Below are 18,286 nucleotides of genomic sequence, written 5' to 3'. Positions count from 1 at the left end.
GTAGCAACTTCAGGTCGCCGGACAAAGCAGCCACGGCCAGGCAGGGGCCGCGGTGGGCGGCCTACTTCGTCAGGCGCGCGATCTCTTCCTTGATGATCGTCTCGGCGAGCACCGGCACGACCTCCCACACGACGCGCTCCACGACGTCGCGGGACAGCGCCATCACGGCCTCCACCTGCTCGGAGGTGAGGCCGAGGCCCTCGAGCTTGCTCGCCATCTGGCCGTTGACCTGCGCGGAGGCGGTCGCGGCGACGGCGGCAGGCCCCGTCGCGGTCTTCGGCACGCCGGACACCGGCGTCGGCGAGAAGGCCATCGTCGTCGTGACCGGCACGTTCGCCGAGCCGCCCGGCGCCGTCTTGACCGAGGCCTGGGCCGGCGCAGCGCTCGTGGCCGGCGCGTTGGGCGTGTAGATGAGGGTCTTCGCGCGCTGGAGCGGGCTCGCTGCCGCCTGCTGCGCGGCGGCCGCCTGCTGCGCGGCGGCCGCGGGCTGCGCGGCGGCCGCGGGCTGCGCCGCAGGAGAGCGCGCGGGCGCGGACGCCGCGGCGGCAGGGGCCGCAGCGGCGGCGGCGGGCTTCGCTTCGCCGCGCGACGCCAGCAGCTTCTTGACCTTGTCGATCATCTGCTGGGTGTCGAACGGCTTGTCCATGTGATCGTCCGCTTGCGCGCCCGATCCCTTCGCGGGGTCGAACGGGTTCTGCTTGGACGACAGGATCAGGACGGGCGTCGCCGGTGAGGCCTGCTTGATCGCCTTGCACAGCTCGTAGCCGTTCTTCGGCTCGAGCGTGACGTCGGCGATCACCAGGTCGGGTTTATCGCTCTTGAGCTTCTGCAGCGCAGCGTCGGCGCTGCTCGCCGTCACGACGCGGAAATCCTGACCCGCAAAGGTGATTTCGAGCACTTTGCGCATGGTCACGCTGTCGTCTACGGCGAGAAGGGTGCTGGCCACGAACGGGTCTCCTCTCAGATGGCGAGAAAGCGATGACGGCTCTGGATATCTTCGGCCCCCGTCGCGCGATGTGTCAACATTCGCGGTGTAATTCGCCCCCGCGGGCCCCGCGGAGGCGCGTTTTTCCGCGCCGGTAGAGCCCGGTCCCACGCTGGTGGGCGGAGCCGAGGCGCCCCGGTGAGCTCTACATGCGTCCGCTCCGACCCGCCACTCCGCCGAGCCACGAAGACAAATCCGCCGAAACGACCGGCGTCCACCCGGCCGCCCAGGTGCGGCCTCCGCAGGATGGCCGCTGGACGGTGCCCGCCGAGCTGGATCGGCGCCCGCTGGACGGGGCCGTCCGTGCGCTGGCCGAGGTCTCGTGGTCCGACGCGCGCCGGTTGATCGAGACCGGCAAGGTGCTGGTCGGGAGCGCGGTGGCGACGAGCGCCCGCCGGCGGGTGCTCGGCGGGGAGCTGATCGAGGTCCGCCTGCACGCGCCGAGGCCCGAGACGGTGCGGCGGCGCAAGCTCGAGGGCGAGCTCGTGGTCTACGCGGACGCGAGCGTCGTCGTGGTGAACAAGCCCGCCGGGGTGAGCACCATCCCGTACGGCGACGAGGCCCCCGCGGAGCAGGCCGCGACCCTCGACGCGCTGGTGCGCGAGGTGCTGGCCAGGCGCGACCGCCTGCGCGGGCGCGCGCCGCTCGGCGTTGTGCAGCGCCTCGACAAGGGGACGAGCGGGCTGCTGGTCTTCGCGCGGACGCTCGCCGCGAAGAAGCACCTCGCGCAGCAGCTCCGCGTCCGCGCGATGCACCGGCAGTACCTGGCGCTCGCGCACGGCGCCGTCCCGCGCGGCACCTACCGCAGCTACCTCGTCGAGGATCGGGGCGACGGGCTGCGCGGCTCGGCGCGAGACGGGCGGCGCGAGGGGCAGCTCGCGGTGACGCACGTGGAGCCGATCGAGGTGCTCCGAGGGCCGCCGGAGGGGGCCGGCGCCGGGGGCGTGACGCTCGTCGCGTGCCGGCTCGAGACGGGACGCACGCACCAGATCCGCATCCACCTCGCGGAGGCCGGGCACCCGCTCGTCGGCGAGACCGTCTACGTGCGGAATTACCGAGGCACGAGGGTCCCGGCCGCGCGGCTGATGCTCCACGCGGCCGAGCTCGGCTTCGACCACCCGGCCGACGACCGGCCGATGCGCTTCCAGGCGCCGCCGCCCCCGGACTTCGACGACGTGCTCGAGCGGCTCCGCGCGCCGCAGCGGAAGGGCGCTACTTGACCTTGCCGCGGACCTCGGTCATCGCCGCGGCCGTGGCGTCGACGAGCGGCATGACCTTCGCGTAGTCCATCCGCGTCGGGCCGAGCACGCCCACGGTCCCGGCGACGCGGCCGTTCTCCATGTACGGCGCGGCGACGAGGCTGAGCTGGCCTCCGCCAAGGTCGCCCGCCTCGCTGCCGACGAACACGGTGACCTCGCCCGCGCCGGCGGCGAGCGTCCGGTCGAGCAGATCGACGAGCTCCTCGCGCTCCTCGAGCGCCTTCATCAGCTTCTTGAGCCGGTCGACGTCGGCGTACTCGGGCAGATCGATCAGGCGGTTCTGCCCCTCGATGACGACCTCGCTCCGCGGGGTCACGTCGGCCGTCGCCTTGCTGCCGAGCTCGAAGGCGCGGCGCCTCAGCGCGTCGATCTGGAGGCGCTCGTCCGCGAGGCGGCGGGCGAACAGGTCCCGGATCTCGCCCAGGGTGCGCCCCTCGATGACGTCGGTGAGCAGGTTGTGGATCCGGGTGAGCTCGCCCTCGTTGATCGTCTCGTCGGCCGAGATGAAGCGGTTCGCGACCGAGCCGTCGGCGAAGACGAGCACCGCGAGCAGCTGCCCGGGCTTGGTCGGGATGAAGCGCAGCTGGGCGAGGGCGCGGAGCTCCGCCCGCGGCGCCGCGACGACCGCCGCGGCGCCGGACAGCTCCGAGAGGTAGCGCCCGGTCTCGCGGAGCGGATCGTTCGCCCCCGCGTAGATCTCGGTGAACCTGGCGCTCAGCTCGGCCTGCTGCTCGGGCGACAGCGACCGGAGCTCGACGAGCGCGTCGATGAACAGCCGGAGCGCGCGGTCGGTCGGGATCCGCCCGGCAGAGGTGTGCGGCTGGTGGAGGTACCCGGCCTCCTCGAGGTCGGCGAGCACGTTGCGGATCGACGCAGCCGAGAGATCCAGCCCGTACTTCCGGGCGAGCGTCCTGCTGCCAACTGGGTCGCCCGTTGCAATGAACTCGGTGACCGCGGCGAAAAGGATCTTTCGAGCTCGGTTGGAAAGATCACCCATGTCAGTTGCATGCAGCGTACAAGCGCGCCGCCGTGGCTACCTGGACAGGGACCGCCCGGACCGGGAAGCCATGCGGGCCGGACCTTCGCTCCCGTACGTCAAGCTGCGCGTGCGGGCGCTTGACCCACGGACACGCATGCGACCCATTTTGAGGGGATCGCGCGGCCCGGTCAAATGTCGCGGTAGGATCGGGCAGCAGCCACCCCGCGCACGGGGGGCCCCGCTCCGCCGGATGGCGGCGCGGCCGGCCACTCGGCCACCTCGATCATCTCGATCACCTCGATCACCTCGATCACGTGCACGTGATCACTTGGCCCCCCGAGAGGGTCGGCCTGCCTTGCTTCGCACGAGGATGTACCGCAACGATGCCGCCTGCACGCCACGCCGCCGCTGCCTGCGCGCTCGCCCTCGCGCTCGGCCCCCTCGCCGCCGCGCCGAGCGCGCAGGGCAAGCCGAAGGTCAGGTACCACCAGGACTGGGCGAAGCACCCGTCGGCGCGCTACGCGGCCATGAGCGCGGAGCAATGCCGTGCGGCGCTCACGCAGCGGAAGATCGCGTTCCAGCCGGTGCAGCGCGCGCCGGGCGTGCTCGCTCCGGTGCGGTTGATGCAGGGGGTCGGCGGGGTCCTCTACCGGACGGCGCTGCCGGCCCATCAACGCGCGGGAAACCCGCACGACGTCTTCGACTGCCGCCTCGCGCTCGCGCTCTCGGACTTCAGCCGGATCCTCCGCGCGCACGACATCGACGAGGTGCTGATGTTCTCGGCCTGGCGGCCTCCGGCCAGGATGTGGCCCGAGGGCAGGCTCGCCACGAGGCACCCCGGCGGGCTCGCGATCGACCCCTACAGGTTCATCAAGGAGCGCGTCGGCGGCGGGTTCGCGGAGGACTGGCTCGAGGTGGAGCGCGACTTCGTCGGCAGGCGCGGCGCGCCGGTCTGCGGCGAGGGCGCCGGCCCGACCGGGCGGCCCCGCCGGGCCGGCAAGGGGGCGGGCAGCGGCCCTCCAGCGGACGCGGCGGCGCGAGAGCTGCGATCCATCGTGTGCGAGGCCCTGGACCAGCACATCTTCACGTCGATCCTCACGCCCAACTACGACCGGGCGCACAAAAATCACCTGCATCTCGAGGTGACCCCCGGCGTCCAATGGCATCTCGTGCGCTGATCCGGGAGGGGCCGTCCCCCCGCGCGCAAACCCGCTCTCCCTCCGAGGTCGACCCGCTATGTTAGCCCGCGTGCCCGCACGAAGACCCCCGCTCTCCCGCGCGTCCGCCGCGCTGGCGCTCGCCGCTGTCGCGCTGTCGTTCACGTTCGTCGGCTGCCCCTGCGTCAGCGGCCCCGTGAACGCGAGCCCCGCCCTCCGCTGGTTTCTGTTCTCGAACTTCGGCGCCAGCAAGATCTGCCCCGAGATGCTGAAGAGCGGGGTCTCGCTGCGCCTGCAGGACCGATCGGCGTCCATGGGGCGGTTCTTCCCGATGCAGTGCTCGTACGACGTCAACGACGCGGCCCAGACGATCACCGTCCACATCGCCGGCACGGGCTACGGCTACATGCAGCCGGCCAAGCGGGTGGGCTTCTCGCTCACGACGTCCGTCGAGTACCGGCCCGACTTCCAGATCGCGGACGACAACGTCTACGTGTGGGGACGGCTGAACCGGATCGTGCAAGGCCCGAGCTTCCAGCTGGGCTACGTCGAGAACCCGGTCATCGACGTGATGGCCAACGTCCCGCCGTTCGGAGGGCTCGCCAACCTGCTCGGCAACCAGATCGTCGCTGGCGAGCTGACCCGCGGGTTCACCGTCCTCTACAACGAGGAGACAGGGAAGGACTTCACGCTGGGGATCCTCATGCCGCCCCAGCGACCGCACCACCCGTTCGAGGCGGAGGACGAGGAGCGGTACACGTTCGCAAACGAGACCGTCGAGGTGTACGCGAACCAGCGCGACTACCTCGGGCCGTTCGAGATCGCCGACCCGGACCAGGCGCTCTACCTCAAGGTCAGCGCGCAGGGCGCGCCCGTGGACCTCATGATCGTCGACAAACCCACCGGCGACGCGTGGCGCGAGGCGTACCAGACCGGCAAGCCGCTCGGACCCCCGCCAGGCCCGGTGCAGGCAGGCGGCCCTCTCCAGCCCGGGATCATCGAGACCCGCCGGTACGCGCTGCGCCCGGGCCTCTACTACGTCGTCATCGACAACACGGCGGCGGCCGGCCTGGTCGCGCCTCCCATCACGCTGCTCAGCCCCCTCGGAGGTTCGGCGGCCCAGATCAGCTACATGGCGCAGGTCGGCGAGTAGCGCCGACGGGCGGGGCACAGGCAGCGTCGGCGAGGTCGCGCCACGTGGGCTCGGTCACCGGCCTTGACGCGGTTCGCCGCGAACGGGATAAACTTGCCATGGCCGTCATGGAGAGAGAGGGGAGCGGCGCCAGCCACGTGGACCAGATTGCCCTCGACCGGCTCCGCGCTCGCCTCCAGGCGTACATGGCGAAGAAGGGGCTGAGATCGACCGCGCAGCGCCGGCTGATCGTCGACACGTTCTTCTCCGGCGCCCCGCACATGACCATCGAGGACCTGCTCGCGGAGGTGCGCGCGCACGACCGAGGCATCGGGTACGCGACGGTGTACCGCACGCTCAAGCTGCTCGCGGAGTGCGGCGTCGCCTCCGAGCGCCGGTTCGGGGACGGCCTGAGCCGCTACGAGCTGGCGGACGACGCCAGCGCGCACCACGACCACCTGATCTGCGTCAACTGCGGGAAGATCATCGAGTTCGAGGAGCCGCGGATCGAGGCGCTCCAGGAAGAGATCGCCGCGAAGTACGGCTTCGAGGTGACCTGGCACAAGCACGAGATGTACGGCGTCTGCGCGGACTGCCGCGACGCCAAGGACACGACGCCCGACGTCTCGTAGCCCGCCCCGGCGCGGCGAGGAGCCCCGCGCCGGCGAGAGCGCGCCCGGCGCTCAGCTCTTCGCGTCGAGCGCGCGGGCGTGGACGACGGCCATGACGCCGCCGAGCAGCGAGGCGATGGGCGCGTAGGCCGGCGGGAGCACGAACGCGGCGATGACCGCGGCGCCGACGAGCGCCGGGGCGACGCTGAGCGCGAGCCCGACGCGCGCCTCGAGGCGCGTGCGGTGCGCGAGCGCGAGGGAGAGCGCGGCGTCGCGGACGTCGTCCGACGCGAGGACCGTGGAGAAGTCGGCGGGCGCCGAGCCGGCGGCGCCGAGCGCCACGGAGACGTCCGCGGCGCCGAGCGCGGCGTCGTCGACGCCCGCGTGGCCGAGGACGGCGACGCTCGTGCCCGCGTCGATCAGGCGACGCACCTCCGTGCCGCGATCCGCGGGGAGGATCTCGGGGCGGATGTGATCGATGTCGAGCGAGCGGCCGATCGCCTCGCACGTCTCGCGCGCGTCGCCCGACATCAGCACGGGCTCGATCTGCGCGTCGAGCAGGTGCTGGATGGCGGCCCGCGCCCCGGGGCGCAGCCCGTCCTGCAGGCCGATGATGCCGACGAGGCGAGCGCCGACAGCGACGAGGACCACCGTGCGCCCCAGCGCCTCGAGCTCGGCGACGCGGCTCTCGGCCGCGGCGATCGAGATCCGCTGCTCGAGCATGAGCGCGCGGTTGCCGACGCAGAGCTCCTCGCCGGACGAGGTGACGGCCGTCACGCCGAGGCCGGGGTGGAAGTTGGGGTTGCGCACGCCGTCGGGCCGCAAGCCGCGCGCGCGCGCGGCGCGGACGATGGCCGTCGCGACGGGGTGCTCCTCGGTGCGCTCCGCCCCGGCCGCGAGCGCGAGCACGTCGCTCGGCTTGAGCTTCTGGCCCGTCGCCTCCAGCTCCGCGAGCTCGGGCTCGCCGAGCAGCAGCGTGCCGCGGGCGCAGAACACGGCGACCGAGGTCTTCCCTGCGCGATCCCAGGCGTCGGCGCTCTTGTAGACGATGCCCCGGCGGAGCCCGAGCAAGATGCCCCGCGCGACGTGCACCGAGGCGATGGAGGCCGTGATCGCCGTGGACAGCGCGGCGAGCACGGCGGCCGCGGTCATCGCGATCTCGACCGGAGCGCGCCCGGCGACGAAGGCGGAGAGCGCGCCGATCGCCGCGGCGCCGATCGCCCAGCGCTCGGTCAGCGCGCGGGAGGCCTGCGCGATGGGCGCGAGGGCGTCCGCGCGCCGGCGGGCGTCGAGCAGGACGCGCGCGACCGCGCGATCGCCCCCGGAGAAGGTGCACGCGCCGACGAGGCGACCCCGGACCACGGTGGCCCCGGCGACGACCGGGTCGCCGTCGCGGCGGCGGGTCGGCGTGGTCGCGCCGATCCAGGGGAGCACCTCGACGTCGCCGCCCGTGACGACGAGGTCGACGGGGACGATCTCCCCCGCGTCGACCTGGACGCCCTCGCCCGGTCGCAGCTCGTGGAGCTCATCCCCGGCGCCCTCGACAGGACCGCCGTCGCCGCCGCGCTGAGGGGCGCGGTCGGCGGGCGCCTGGCCCTGCGCCCACGCGGAAGGCGGCCGGCGCGCCGGGGTCGAGAGCACGGATCCGATCCACGCCCGCTCCGCGAACACGCGGTGTCGTGCGCTCTCGATGAGCCACGCGCTGATCGCGCTGGCGGTGGCGATCACGCCGGCGAGCGACGCGGCCTCGGCCGCGAGGGCGCGGTCCTGACCGAAGAGGGCCCAGACGGCGGCGACGAGCCCGCCAAGGACGGGGGCGAGCATCGGCGCAGGGTGCGGATCGGTGGCGTCGCGCGCGGTCGTGGCCGCGCGGCCGAGGAGCATCCCGGCGCTCACCGTGGCGAGCACGATCCGCGCGCCGATGACGAGCTTCGCGTCCCCGGCGAGGGTGAGCGCGACGGCCAGCGTCCCCGCGATGATCGCGAGCACGAGCAGGAGCGCGCCGATGTCCCGCGCCTCGACCGCGTCGTAGCGCTGCGGCTCCTCGCTCAGGATGGTGTTCCCGATGGGCTCGAGCAGCGCGCGATCGTCGTCGAGGACGGGCAGATCGGGGAGCTTCTCGTCGAGCGACACGGGGGGGAACGCGTCCACGATCGGCGCGTCGAGGTCCGCGACGCGCGCCGCGCCCTCGTCGGCGCTCGCCCGCGCGGGCTCCGCGCGCGGGGTGCGCGGGGTGGAGGCGTGGTGCCCGCCGGCGCCGGGCGGCGCGCCCGACGGGAGCCCCCGGGGAGGAGGGCCGGCGAAGGGCGCGCCCGACGCCGCGAGGCCCGCAGGCCGGCCGTCCCCCGGCGCAGGCGGCGCTTCACCGAGGAAGGCGTGGCGGCACCGCGCGTTGCAGAAGTAATGGAAGCGCTGGTCGAAGATCGCCACCTGCCCCGCGCGCAGGGGATCGATCAGCTTGCTGCAGCCCGAGCACGGGACGGGTGCGACGGCGGGACCCGCGGCGCGCGATGCGACCACCTCAACCTGCAGCCGGCGTCTCGGAGAGCGCGGCCTCGACCTCGGCCAGCGCCTCGTCGATCTGCGCCTCGCTGACGATCAGGGGCGGCGTGAACCGGAGCACGCTGCTGCCAGCGATCGTGAGCAGCACGCCCCGATCGCGCGCGCGGCCGAGGGCGGCCCGCGCGTCGACGGTCGGCGCGAGGATGAGCCCGCGGAGCAACCCGCGCCCGCGCTCGCCGAGGCACACGCCCGGCAGCCGCGCGGCGATCGCGGCGAGGCCGCGGCCGAGCTGCTCGCCGCGCTTCACGGCGGCCTCGCACAGCTTCTCTTCCTCGATGACCGCGAGCACCGTGCGCGCCGTGGCGGAGGCGAGCGCGTTGCCGCCGTAGGTCGAGCCGTGCGAGCCCGGGGGCAGCGCGCCGTTGAGCCGCTCCCGCAGCACCAGCGCGCCGACCGGGAACCCACCGCCGAGCCCCTTCGCGAGCGCCGCGGCGTCCGCCTGGACGCCGTCGTAGTTCGCGCCGAGCCAGTGCCCCGTGCGCCCGATGCCGGTCTGCACCTCGTCGGTGAGCAGCAGCGCGCCGTGCTCGTCGGCGATGCGCCGCAGCTCGGCGAGGAAGCCGGCCGGGGCCGGCAGCACGCCGCCCTCCCCTTGCACCGGCTCCACGAGGATCCCCGCGACGTCCGGGCCCATGGCCGCGCGCACCGCCGCCGCGTCTCCGTACGGCACGTGCGTGACGCCGTCGAGCGAAGGGCCGAAGCCCTCGCGGTACTTCGGCGTCCCGGTCAGGGCGACCGCGCCGAGGGTGCGGCCGTGAAACGCGTTGTCGAACGCGATGATCCGGTAGCGCCCCTCCTCGCCCCGGTTGAAGAAATGGCGGCGCGCGAGCTTGAGCATCGCCTCGTTCGCCTCCGCGCCCGAGTTGCAGAAGAAGGCGCGGTCGAAGCCGGTCTTCGCGCAGAGCTCCTCGGCGAGGCGGAGGTTCTCGGCGTTGAAGAAATAGTTGGAGACGTGCATCAGGCGACCCGCCTGCTCGGCGATGGTCGCCACGAGCCGCGGGTGAGCGTGCCCGAGCGAAGCCACCGCCACCCCCGCGCACATGTCAAGGTACCGGCGCCCCTCCGTGTCGAAGAGCTCGCACCCCCTGCCGCGGTCGAGGACGAACGGCGGCTGGCGGTAGTTGCCGAGCAGGTGCTTCTGCGCCGCGAGGAGCGGCGCGCTGGCCGGCGTCGAGGCGTTCGCCGGAGGAGGTTCGGCGGCGGGGGTTGTGGCGATGCTCATGGGGGGCGATCTAACGCCGGGCGGGGGGTCGGAGCAAACGCTCGATGCAGCGCCCGCAGCGGATCGTGGAGACCCGGGCAATCTGAGCATCCGGAGCGCGGCCGGAGCGCGGCCGGAGCGCCCGCGCGCCTCCCCCCCGCGGGCGTCCTGGGCCGGCACGGCGGCGAGCGCCGGCGCGCTCGGGCGGCGGCGCTCGCCTCCGGACCGACCATGGGCCTGGCGATTGCCAGCGGATCGCGGCTGGTTATAGTGCCGCCGTCCTATGAGCGATTCGGAACAAAATGGGTCGAACCAGAACACGGGGGAGACGGCAGAGGCGCACGCGGAGCGCGCAGAGGCCGCGGAGCAGCAGGCCTCCACCCCCGAAGACAAGCTAGGCGAGGCGCAGGCCGAGGCCGCGCGGATGCGCGAGCAGCTGCTGCGCACCGCCGCGGATTTCGACAACTTCCGTAAGCGCTCCCGGCGCGAGGTCGAAGAGGCGCAGCGCCGCGGCCGCGAGGCGATCCTGAAGGATCTGCTCCCGGTCTTCGACAACCTCGAGCGCGCCGCCAGCCACGCCGAGAGCGCGCCGGACGTGAAATCGGTCGCCGAGGGCGTCCGGATCGTGACGAAGCAGTTCGTCGACACGCTGGAGCGCATGGGCATCAAGCGCATCGCCGCGGTCGGCAAGCCCTTCGATCCCAGCGTGCACGAGGCCATCCAGCAGCTCGACTCGACCGAGCACCCCGCCGGCGTCGTGATCGCGGAGGTCCAGCCGGGATACATGCTGGGCGATTACCTGATCCGCGCGGCCATGGTCGTCGTCTCGAAGGGCTCGCCCGCCGAGCCGGCGCCCGCGGCGAACTGATCCTCCGCGCGGCGTCGCGCCGGCTCCCTCGGCGCACACCTCCGGCACGGTGCGCATCCTGGCGGTGATCGTGTCCGGGATCTGCCGTGCCCCGCTACCTCGCCGCACGATCTCCCCAAATATCGCGGGCGCCCAGGTCGTCTCCCCACCCGGCGAGCATCCAGGCCTGTAGTATCTTTCGCCGCATATGGGGAAGGTGATCGGCATCGATCTCGGGACGACGAACTCGTGCGTGGCTGTCGTCGAAGGGGCAGGCGTCGCCTCGGCCAACGATGTTCGGGTGATACCGAACGCCGAGGGCGCGCGCACCACGCCGTCCGTGGTCGGCTTTCCCGCGAGCGGTGAGCGCCTGGTCGGGCAGGTCGCGCGCCGCCAGGCGGTCACGAACCCGCAGAACACCATCTACGCGGTGAAGCGGCTGATGGGCCGCAAGTTCACCGCGCCCGAGGTCAGCAAGCAGATCAGCCTCGCCCCCTACAAGATCGTCGAGGCGCCGAACAGCGACGCGTGGGTCGAGGTCAAGGGGCGCAACTACTCGCCGCCCGAGATCTCCGCGGTGATCCTCGGCCAGATGAAGCAGGTCGCCGAGCGGTTCCTCGGCGAGCCCGTGACGGAGGCGGTGGTCACCGTCCCCGCCTACTTCGACGACGCGCAGCGACAGGCGACGAAGGACGCAGGGCGGATCGCCGGGCTGGACGTGCGCCGGATCATCAACGAGCCGACCGCCGCGGCGCTCGCCTACGGCCTCGACAAGGTGAAGGCCGAGACGATCGCGGTCTACGATCTCGGCGGAGGCACGTTCGACATCTCGATCCTCGAGATCGCGAGCGGGGTCTTCAGCGTCAAGGCGACCGGCGGCGACACGCACCTCGGCGGCGAGGACTTCGACCAGCGGATCATCGACCTGCTCGCCGACGAGTTCGAGGGCAAGAGCCGCATCGATCTGCGCCGGGACCGCATGGCGCTGCAGCGGCTCAAGGAGGCGGCCGAGAAGGCGAAGCACGAGCTCTCGTCGTCGCTCGAGACCGAGATCAACATCCCCTTCATCGCCGTCGGCCCGGGCGGCGGGCCGCTCCACCTCGAGCGGACGATGCGGCGCAACGAGCTCGAGATGCTCTGCGAGGGCCTCATCCGGCGGACCATCGACGTCTGCCGCGCGACGCTCGGGGACGCCAAGCTCCCCGTCTCCGCCGTCAACACGGTGGTCCTCGTCGGCGGCATGACCCGGATGCCCGCGGTGCAGGCGGCGGTGCGCGAGTTCTTCGGCCGGGAGCCGAACAAGGGCGTGAACCCCGACGAGGTCGTCGCGGTCGGGGCCGCGCTGCAGGGCGCCGCGCTCTCCGGGCAGGTGGACGAGGTGCTGCTCCTCGACGTGACGCCGCTGTCGCTCGGCGTCGAGACCGGCGGCGGCGTGAGCTTCAAGCTCATCCCGCGGAACACGACCATCCCCACCGAGCGGAGCGAGATCTTCACGACGAGCGTCGACAACCAGAGCTTCGTCCCCGTGCACGTGCTCCAGGGCGAGCGCGAGATGGCCGCGGACTGCCGGAGCCTCGCCCGGTTCGAGCTCACCGGCATCCCCCCCGCGCCGCGCGGGCTGCCCAAGATCCAGGTCACCTTCCGCATCGACGAGAACGGGATCGTCCGCGTCGAGGCGCGGGATCTCGGGACGGGGCGGGTGCAGGAGATCCGGGTGACCCCCACGAGCGGCCTCACGCCGGACGAGGTCGAGCGGCTCGTCTCGGAGGGCGAGCGGTTCAAGGAGACCGACGCGCTCCGGCGCGATCTCGCCGAGCTCCGCAACCAGGCCGAGACCCTCGTCTACACGACTGAGCAGGCCCTCGAAGGTTACGGCGATCTGCTCGACGCCGAGCTCCTCGGCGAGGTCCACGCCGAGTGCGCGGCGCTGCGGAAGCTGCTCGAAGCCGGCGGCGACCTCGACGCGCTCCGCGACGCGTACGCGCGTCTCGAGGGGGCGGCGTTCCGGATCGCGGAGTCGATGTATGGAGGGGACGATGACGCCGGCGCAAACAAGGCCGTCGAGACATGACGCGCGGCTAGTCGACGCGGCGGCGCCGGCTCGCGCGCCGAGCGCGGGCCGTCCCCTCCGGAGCGCCGCGCGCGCCAGAGGCGCGAGGCTGCGCGGGGCGCGGGCGGGGCGATGCTGAGCGAGACCTTCGGGCGGTATCGCCTGCTCGAGCGCCTCGGCGAAGGCGGCATGGCCGAGGTCTTCAAGGCGAAGAGCTTCGGCGTCGAGGGGTTCGAGAAGGTCCTCGTCATCAAGCGCATCCTCCCCAAGCTGGCCGAGCAGGGGCGCTTCGTGGACATGTTCGTGCACGAGGCCAAGCTCGCCGTGCGCCTCTCGCACGCGAACATCGTGCAGGTGTTCGACCTCGGCCGCGTCGACCATCCGAACGGCGATCCGACCAGCTACTTCATCGCGATGGAGTACGTCCCCGGGCTCGACCTGGCGACGCTCCTCGCCCGCTGCCGGAGGGCCAAGAAGCCGATCCCCCTCGCCATGGCCGTCTTCATGACGGCCGAGATCGCGAAGGCGCTCGATCACGCGCACCGGCGGCGCGACGAGCAGTCGCGCCCCCTCGGCATCGTCCACCGCGACATCTCTCCGCAGAACATCCTGCTCTCCTGGGAGGGCGAGGTGAAGGTCACCGACTTCGGCATCGCGAAGGCGACGCAATCGATGACCGACGAGGAGGTCGGCGAGAACCGCGCAGGGAGGATCCGCGGGAAGCTCGCCTACATGAGCCCCGAGCAGTCGCGCGCCGGCGCGATCGACGGCAGGAGCGATCTCTTCTCGCTCGGCACGGTGCTCTACGAGATGCTCGCCGGGTCGAACCCGTTCGCGGCGCCGACGGCGTTCGAGATCATGCGGCGGCTGCAGGCGAGCGAGTATCCGCCGCTCGCGCTCGTGCGCCCCGACGTGCCCCGGTCGCTCGTCGACGTCGTGAGCACGATGCTCGCGAGGGACCCGGAGGATCGGTTCCCCGACGCCGGGCGGCTGCACGAGGCGCTCCTCGGCTTCTTCTACGCGACGGCCGAGCGGTTCGGGGCGAACGACCTCGCCGATTTCCTGGAGCCGTTCCACGAGGAGAAGAGCGCCGAGATCCAGGCGGGCGCCGTGCTCCAGGAGGAGCCGAACGGGGCCAACGAGCGCACGCCCGTCGAGGTGCCGCACACGACGAGCACGCGCAGCCGCTCGGCGTCGGGGCTCCTCCAGCTGCTCGAGAAGGCCGACAGCGGCCCGGCCGCGCGCGGGCTCGGCGAGCGGCGCGAGGTCACGGCGCTCGTGCTCATCTTCACGGGATCCGAGGACGACGCGGCGAGGCGCATGGCGCGCGCCCGCGACGTGCTGGCGCGCTACGGCGCGCTGCTGCTCGAGCAGGAGGCGTCGCAGCTCGTCGCCGTCTTCGGGCTCGGCGACGCCGACGGCCGCGACACGGAGGCCGCGGCGCGCGCCGCCCTCGTGATCCTGCGCTCGCGCGGCGGGGGCGCCGCGGTCTCCGCCGGCATCCACCTCGCCCGCATCCTCGTCGACAGCGCCGGCGCCCCGATCCGCGACGAGCGGCTCACCTCGCTCATCGCCTCCGCCCAGGCGCTCGCCCGCGCGACCGAGTCCCAGGTCGCCGTGTCGAACCTCACCGGGCGCGTCCTCCGCAACGCGTTCGCGACCGAGGAGCTGCCCGGCGCGGGCCGGACAGCGCCCGAGGGGGGGCGCGTCGTCACGTCCGCGCAGCCCCCGGACGGCGCGCACGGCCGCTTCATCGGCCGCCGCGACGAGCTCAAGCAGCTCGGCGACATCCTGGCCGACGCCACGAGGAAGCGCGCGCAGATCGTCGTCATCCAGGGCGAGCGCGGCATCGGCAAGACGCGGCTGCTCGCCGAGATGGAGCGGCGGCTCTCGAAGGGCGACTACAACGTCGGCGTCTACGTCGCCTCGTGCCCGCACAACGGCGCCGACGTCCCGTGGAGCGGCCTCACCGCGATGCTCCAGGTGCTCTGCGGCATCCAGGAGGGCGACGACGAGGAGCGCATCCGCGCGGTGCTGCCGCGGCTGCGGGCGCTCGGCCTGCGCGACGACGAGTCCGCGGCCGTTCTCGGTCAGCTCGGCGCGGCGCTCGCCGAGACGCGGGCGCCGCAGGGGACGACCGCGATCCTGCGCACGGCGTTCCCGCGCATGGTGCAGAGCCTCTGCGAGGATCGCCTCCACTGCTTCGCGTGGGACGACGCGCAGGCGATGGACCAGCTCACCGCCGAGGCCCTGCTCGCCACCGCGGGCCGCGCCGGCGGGCTCCGCGCCGTGCTGATGCTGGCGACGCGCAGCGACCCGCCGCCGCTGCTCGAGGCGCACCCCCACTTCTACCGGCTCAAGGTCGGGGAGCTCTCGGACAGCGACGGCGCGCGCCTCATGTCGGCGCGCATCGGCGCGAGCTTCCTGCCGCCCGACGTGGTCGCCTTCTGCCGCGAGCGCGCGGGCGGCCACCCGCTCTTCCTCGAGGAGCTCATCAAGGAGCTCCTCGACTCCGGCGCGCTCAGCGTCGTCAGCGGCGTCGTGAAGGCGCGGCTCGACGGCGCGTCGGCGGTGCCGCGCTCGCTGCGCACGCTCATCGCGACCCGGGTGCGGCGGCTCGATCCGAGCGACCGCGCCGTGCTCCAGGCGGCGGCCATCCTCGGCGATCCGGTGCCGACCGAGGTCCTCGCGGCGCTCCTCCAGCAGAAGCTCCCCGCCGTGAACCGCGCGATCTCCGGGCTCGCGACCCGCGACCTCTTGCGGCTCAAGGGCCCCGCGCAGGCGAGCTTCGCGTCGCCCATGCACGGGGAGATCGTCCTCGACGCGATCCCGCCGGAGCTCCGCCGGGAGCTGCACGCCGCGGCCGCGGCGGCGTACGTCGCCGTCGTCGGCGAGGACGGCGCCGAGCACGCCGAGCGCATCGGGCAGCACTTCTACCAGGCCGGCGATCGCGACCGCGCCGCCACGTTCTACGCGCGCGCGGCGCTCCACAAGATCCGCGCGAGCCAGCTCGATCCGGCGCTCCGGCTCATCTTCCAGGCGCTCGATCTCGGCGACCACGCCCACCGCTCGCCGGCGGAGCTCGCCGCGTGGCTCGGCTCGCTCGCCGACGTCGTCGTGCGCGTGCGCTCCGCGCCGGATCTCGCCGACGTCGCCGCCCGCGCGCTGCGGCGCATCGACGAGGCCGGCGCGCCGGAGCAGAAGCTCTCGGCCCGCGTCGACCTGGCGCGCGCCCTCGGCGCGGTGGATCTCTTCGCCGACGCGTACGCGAGGCTCGAGGAGGCCTACGCCCTCGCCGGCGATCGGGAGGACCTCCGCCGCAAGGCGCTCGCGTGCGAGACGGAGATCGGCGTCCGGAGCGGCGACTTCGCGCGCGCGGAGCGCGCCGTCGAGCAGCTCGAGGCGACGGGCGCGATCGACGATCCGAGGCTCTTGCTCGCGATCTCCCAGACGCGCGCGGCGACGGGCGACATCGCGGCGGCGCTCCGCGCCCTCGATCGGGCGGAGGCGCTCGGCGATCCGGGCGACCTCGCGGCGGCGAGCGAGCGCGAGAAGCAGCGCGTCCTCGTGCACGTGTTCCTGCGCGACTTCGACGCGGCGGTGCAGAGCTCCGCCCGCGCCGTCGACCTCGCCCGGTCCGCGGGCCTGCGCTTCGAGACGGCCGCCGCGCTGCACAACCTCGGCGACGCGAGCCGGCGGCTCGGCGATCTGCCGCGCGCCTACGCGTCGCTCACCGAGTCGAAGGAGCTCGCCGAGGAGAGCGGCCACGAGCGCCTCGCCTCCATCAACCGCGCGCACCTCGCCTACCTGGACGGGCTGAGCGGCGCGGCCGGCGCCGGCGAGCTCCTGCGCGAGCTCGCGCGCTACGCCGACGCGCGCTCCTACCGCACCGACGCCCTCGAGAGCCGGTACCTGCTCGGCGCGCTCCTGAAGCAGCGGGGCCTGGTCAAGGAGGCGCGGCGCGAGCTCGCCGAGGTGCTCGATCTCGCGTCCGCGTACGGCAACAAGCTCGTCGCGGACGACGCGCGCTCCGCGCTGTCCGAGCTCTGACCCCGCGCGCGCGTCTCCCGCGTCACGCGCGCGCGGTTCACTCGTCGGCGAGCTTCTTCTCGAGCGCCTCGAGGTGGGCGCGGACCTGCGGATCCGAGTCGCGCTGCGCCTCGATCTTGCGGACGGCGCTCATCACCGTCGTGTGATCGCGGTTGCCGAAGGCGCGCCCGATCTCCGGGAAGCTGCACTTCAGCCGCTGCTTGCAGAGGTACATCGCGACGTGGCGCGCGAAGGCCACGCTCTTGTGGCGGTCCTTCGAGGTGAGGTCGATCGAGCGCAGGTGGAAGTGGTGGCACACAGCGCGCTGGATGTCCTCGACGCTCATCATCTGCGCGCGCGGCGGCGACGTGGCCGTGATCTCGGCGCGCGCGAACGGGAGGTCGACGGGGCGGCCCGTGAGCGAGCTCTTGGCCGCCAGCCGGATCAGCGTCCCCTCGAGCTCGCGGACGTTGGAGCGGACCATCTGCGCGAGGTAGAGCGCCACGTCGTCCGTGAGCGCGATGCCCTCGAGCGCCGCCTTGTTCCGCACGATCGCGACGCGCGTCTCGAGCTCCGGCACCTGGATGTCGGCGACGAGCCCCCAGGAGAACCGCGAGACGAGCCGCTCTTCCATGCGCTCGAGGTTCTGGGGGTACTTGTCGCTCGTCACCACGATCTGCCGGTCGAGCGTGTGGAGCGCGTTGAAGGTGTGGAAGAACTCCTCCTGCGTCTGCTCGCGTCCGGCCAGGAACTGGATGTCGTCGACGAGCAGCACGTCGCAGCTCGACCTGTACCGCGTGCGGAACTCGTCCATCCGGTGGTGCTGGATGGCCGTGATGAAGTCGTTCGTGAACTTCTCGGCCGAGACGTAGATGATCCGCGCGTCCGGCCTGCCCTCGAAGACGCGGTGCGCGATCGCGTGCATGAGGTGGGTCTTGCCGAGCCCCGTGCCGCCGCAGATGAAGAGCGGGTTGTAGCGGCGCCCCCCGCCGCCCGCGGCCGCGATCGCGGCCGCGTGCGCCAGCTGGTTCGAGGGGCCCACGACGAAGCTCGCGAAGGTGTGCTTCGGGTTGAGGTCGTCCGGCATCGACGGGACGCGCCGGAGCGCCGGCTCGGGGCGGGGCGCCGGCGCCGGCGCCGCGCTGGTCGGACGCACGACGAGCGCCCGCGGACGCACCGGGGTGAGCTCCACGCGCTGCGCAATGGGCGCGTCGAGGTTCTGATCCACCGTCCACGCGACCTGGACCGACCAGCCGGTGAGCTCTCGGATCTTGTCCGTGAGCGCTGGCAGGAAATTGTCCCTGACCCACTCGAGGACGAACTCGTTCTGGACACGCAGCGTCAGGACGCCGTCGGTCAGATCATCGAACTGAACTCCCCCGAACCACTGATCGAAAGTGGCCGGGGAAAGCGCCCGCGTATGCTCGATCGCCCGATCGAAGACCTCGCGCGGCTCGTGTTTCGGAATCGTCAT

At 73.0% G+C, this 18,286-nt stretch carries 13 protein-coding genes; 7 read left to right on the top strand and 6 right to left on the bottom strand.

Translation table 11 applies throughout. From position 1 onward, the window contains the following. Positions 1 to 61: 61 nt before the first annotated feature. A complete protein-coding gene (locus WMF44_RS00065) occupies positions 62 to 1,096 on the bottom strand; it encodes a response regulator transcription factor (protein WP_437297074.1) in 1,035 nt (344 codons plus the stop codon). A 38-nt stretch (positions 1,097 to 1,134) separates the two neighbouring features. Here WMF44_RS00065 and WMF44_RS00060 point away from each other — a divergent pair, with 38 nt between their 5' ends. Further along, the gene (locus WMF44_RS00060) at positions 1,135 to 2,205 is read left to right on the top strand and encodes an RluA family pseudouridine synthase (protein WP_437297073.1); all 1,071 of its coding nucleotides are present in this window, start codon (positions 1,135 to 1,137) and stop codon (positions 2,203 to 2,205) included. On the opposite strand, the gene hrcA is transcribed toward WMF44_RS00060, so the two are convergent. Together hrcA and WMF44_RS00050 are read right to left on the bottom strand one after the other, a co-directional pair. Beyond that, positions 2,198 to 3,241, bottom strand: coding sequence for a heat-inducible transcriptional repressor HrcA (hrcA, locus tag WMF44_RS00055; RefSeq protein ID WP_437297072.1), 1,044 nt, complete (start codon positions 3,239 to 3,241; stop codon positions 2,198 to 2,200). The two genes, WMF44_RS00060 and hrcA, sit on opposite strands and share 8 nt — an antisense overlap. Before the next feature lie 170 nt (positions 3,242 to 3,411). After that, positions 3,412 to 3,537, bottom strand: a complete 126-nt coding sequence (locus tag WMF44_RS00050; protein WP_437297071.1) for a hypothetical protein — start codon at positions 3,535 to 3,537, stop codon at positions 3,412 to 3,414. A 69-nt stretch (positions 3,538 to 3,606) separates the two neighbouring features. Here WMF44_RS00050 and WMF44_RS00045 point away from each other — a divergent pair, with 69 nt between their 5' ends. The 3 genes from WMF44_RS00045 to WMF44_RS00035 all read left to right on the top strand — a co-directional run bounded on the left by WMF44_RS00045 (position 3,607) and on the right by WMF44_RS00035 (position 6,144). Further along, positions 3,607 to 4,401: a hypothetical protein gene (locus WMF44_RS00045; protein ID WP_437297070.1), complete on the top strand. Its 795-nt coding sequence runs from the start codon at positions 3,607 to 3,609 to the stop codon at positions 4,399 to 4,401. A 70-nt stretch (positions 4,402 to 4,471) separates the two neighbouring features. After that, a complete protein-coding gene (locus tag WMF44_RS00040) occupies positions 4,472 to 5,533 on the top strand; it encodes a hypothetical protein (protein WP_437297069.1) in 1,062 nt (353 codons plus the stop codon). Between the two features lie 98 nt (positions 5,534 to 5,631). Continuing rightward, positions 5,632 to 6,144 (top strand): Fur family transcriptional regulator, encoded by a 513-nt coding sequence (locus tag WMF44_RS00035; RefSeq protein WP_080598730.1) that lies wholly within the window; start codon positions 5,632 to 5,634, stop codon positions 6,142 to 6,144. Positions 6,145 to 6,195: 51 nt separating this feature from the next. Here WMF44_RS00035 and WMF44_RS00030 read toward each other — a convergent pair whose 3' ends face one another. Both WMF44_RS00030 and WMF44_RS00025 read right to left on the bottom strand, forming a co-directional pair. Continuing rightward, entirely contained in the window at positions 6,196 to 8,643 is a 2,448-nt protein-coding gene (locus WMF44_RS00030) for an HAD family hydrolase (protein ID WP_437297068.1), read from the bottom strand. A 1-nt stretch (position 8,644) separates the two neighbouring features. Further along, positions 8,645 to 9,907 (bottom strand): aspartate aminotransferase family protein, encoded by a 1,263-nt coding sequence (locus WMF44_RS00025; RefSeq protein ID WP_437297067.1) that lies wholly within the window; start codon positions 9,905 to 9,907, stop codon positions 8,645 to 8,647. Between the two features lie 262 nt (positions 9,908 to 10,169). On the opposite strand from WMF44_RS00025, the gene grpE reads away from it, so the two are divergent. From grpE to WMF44_RS00010, 3 genes are all read left to right on the top strand, one after another. Continuing rightward, positions 10,170 to 10,754: a nucleotide exchange factor GrpE gene (gene grpE, locus WMF44_RS00020; protein ID WP_437297066.1), complete on the top strand. Its 585-nt coding sequence runs from the start codon at positions 10,170 to 10,172 to the stop codon at positions 10,752 to 10,754. A 187-nt stretch (positions 10,755 to 10,941) separates the two neighbouring features. Further along, on the top strand, positions 10,942 to 12,804 hold the full coding sequence (gene dnaK / locus WMF44_RS00015) for a molecular chaperone DnaK (RefSeq protein WP_012232637.1): 1,863 nt from the start codon (positions 10,942 to 10,944) through the stop codon (positions 12,802 to 12,804). A gap of 111 nt (positions 12,805 to 12,915) precedes the next feature. Further along, positions 12,916 to 16,833 carry a serine/threonine-protein kinase gene (locus tag WMF44_RS00010; protein ID WP_437297065.1) on the top strand — a complete coding sequence of 1,306 codons (3,918 nt, stop codon included), beginning with the start codon at positions 12,916 to 12,918 and terminating at the stop codon, positions 16,831 to 16,833. A 37-nt stretch (positions 16,834 to 16,870) separates the two neighbouring features. Here the strand turns inward: WMF44_RS00010 and dnaA are convergent, their stop codons facing one another. Further along, positions 16,871 to 18,286 (bottom strand): chromosomal replication initiator protein DnaA, encoded by a 1,416-nt coding sequence (gene dnaA, locus WMF44_RS00005; RefSeq protein WP_012232635.1) that lies wholly within the window; start codon positions 18,284 to 18,286, stop codon positions 16,871 to 16,873.

It is taken from the genome of Sorangium sp. So ce426, from assembly GCF_051475585.1.
Taxonomy (GTDB): domain Bacteria; phylum Myxococcota_A; class Polyangia; order Polyangiales; family Polyangiaceae; genus Sorangium; species Sorangium cellulosum_B.
Note: the sequence above shows the minus strand (reverse complement) of the source record. Positions and strands in the feature narration are given on the sequence as shown.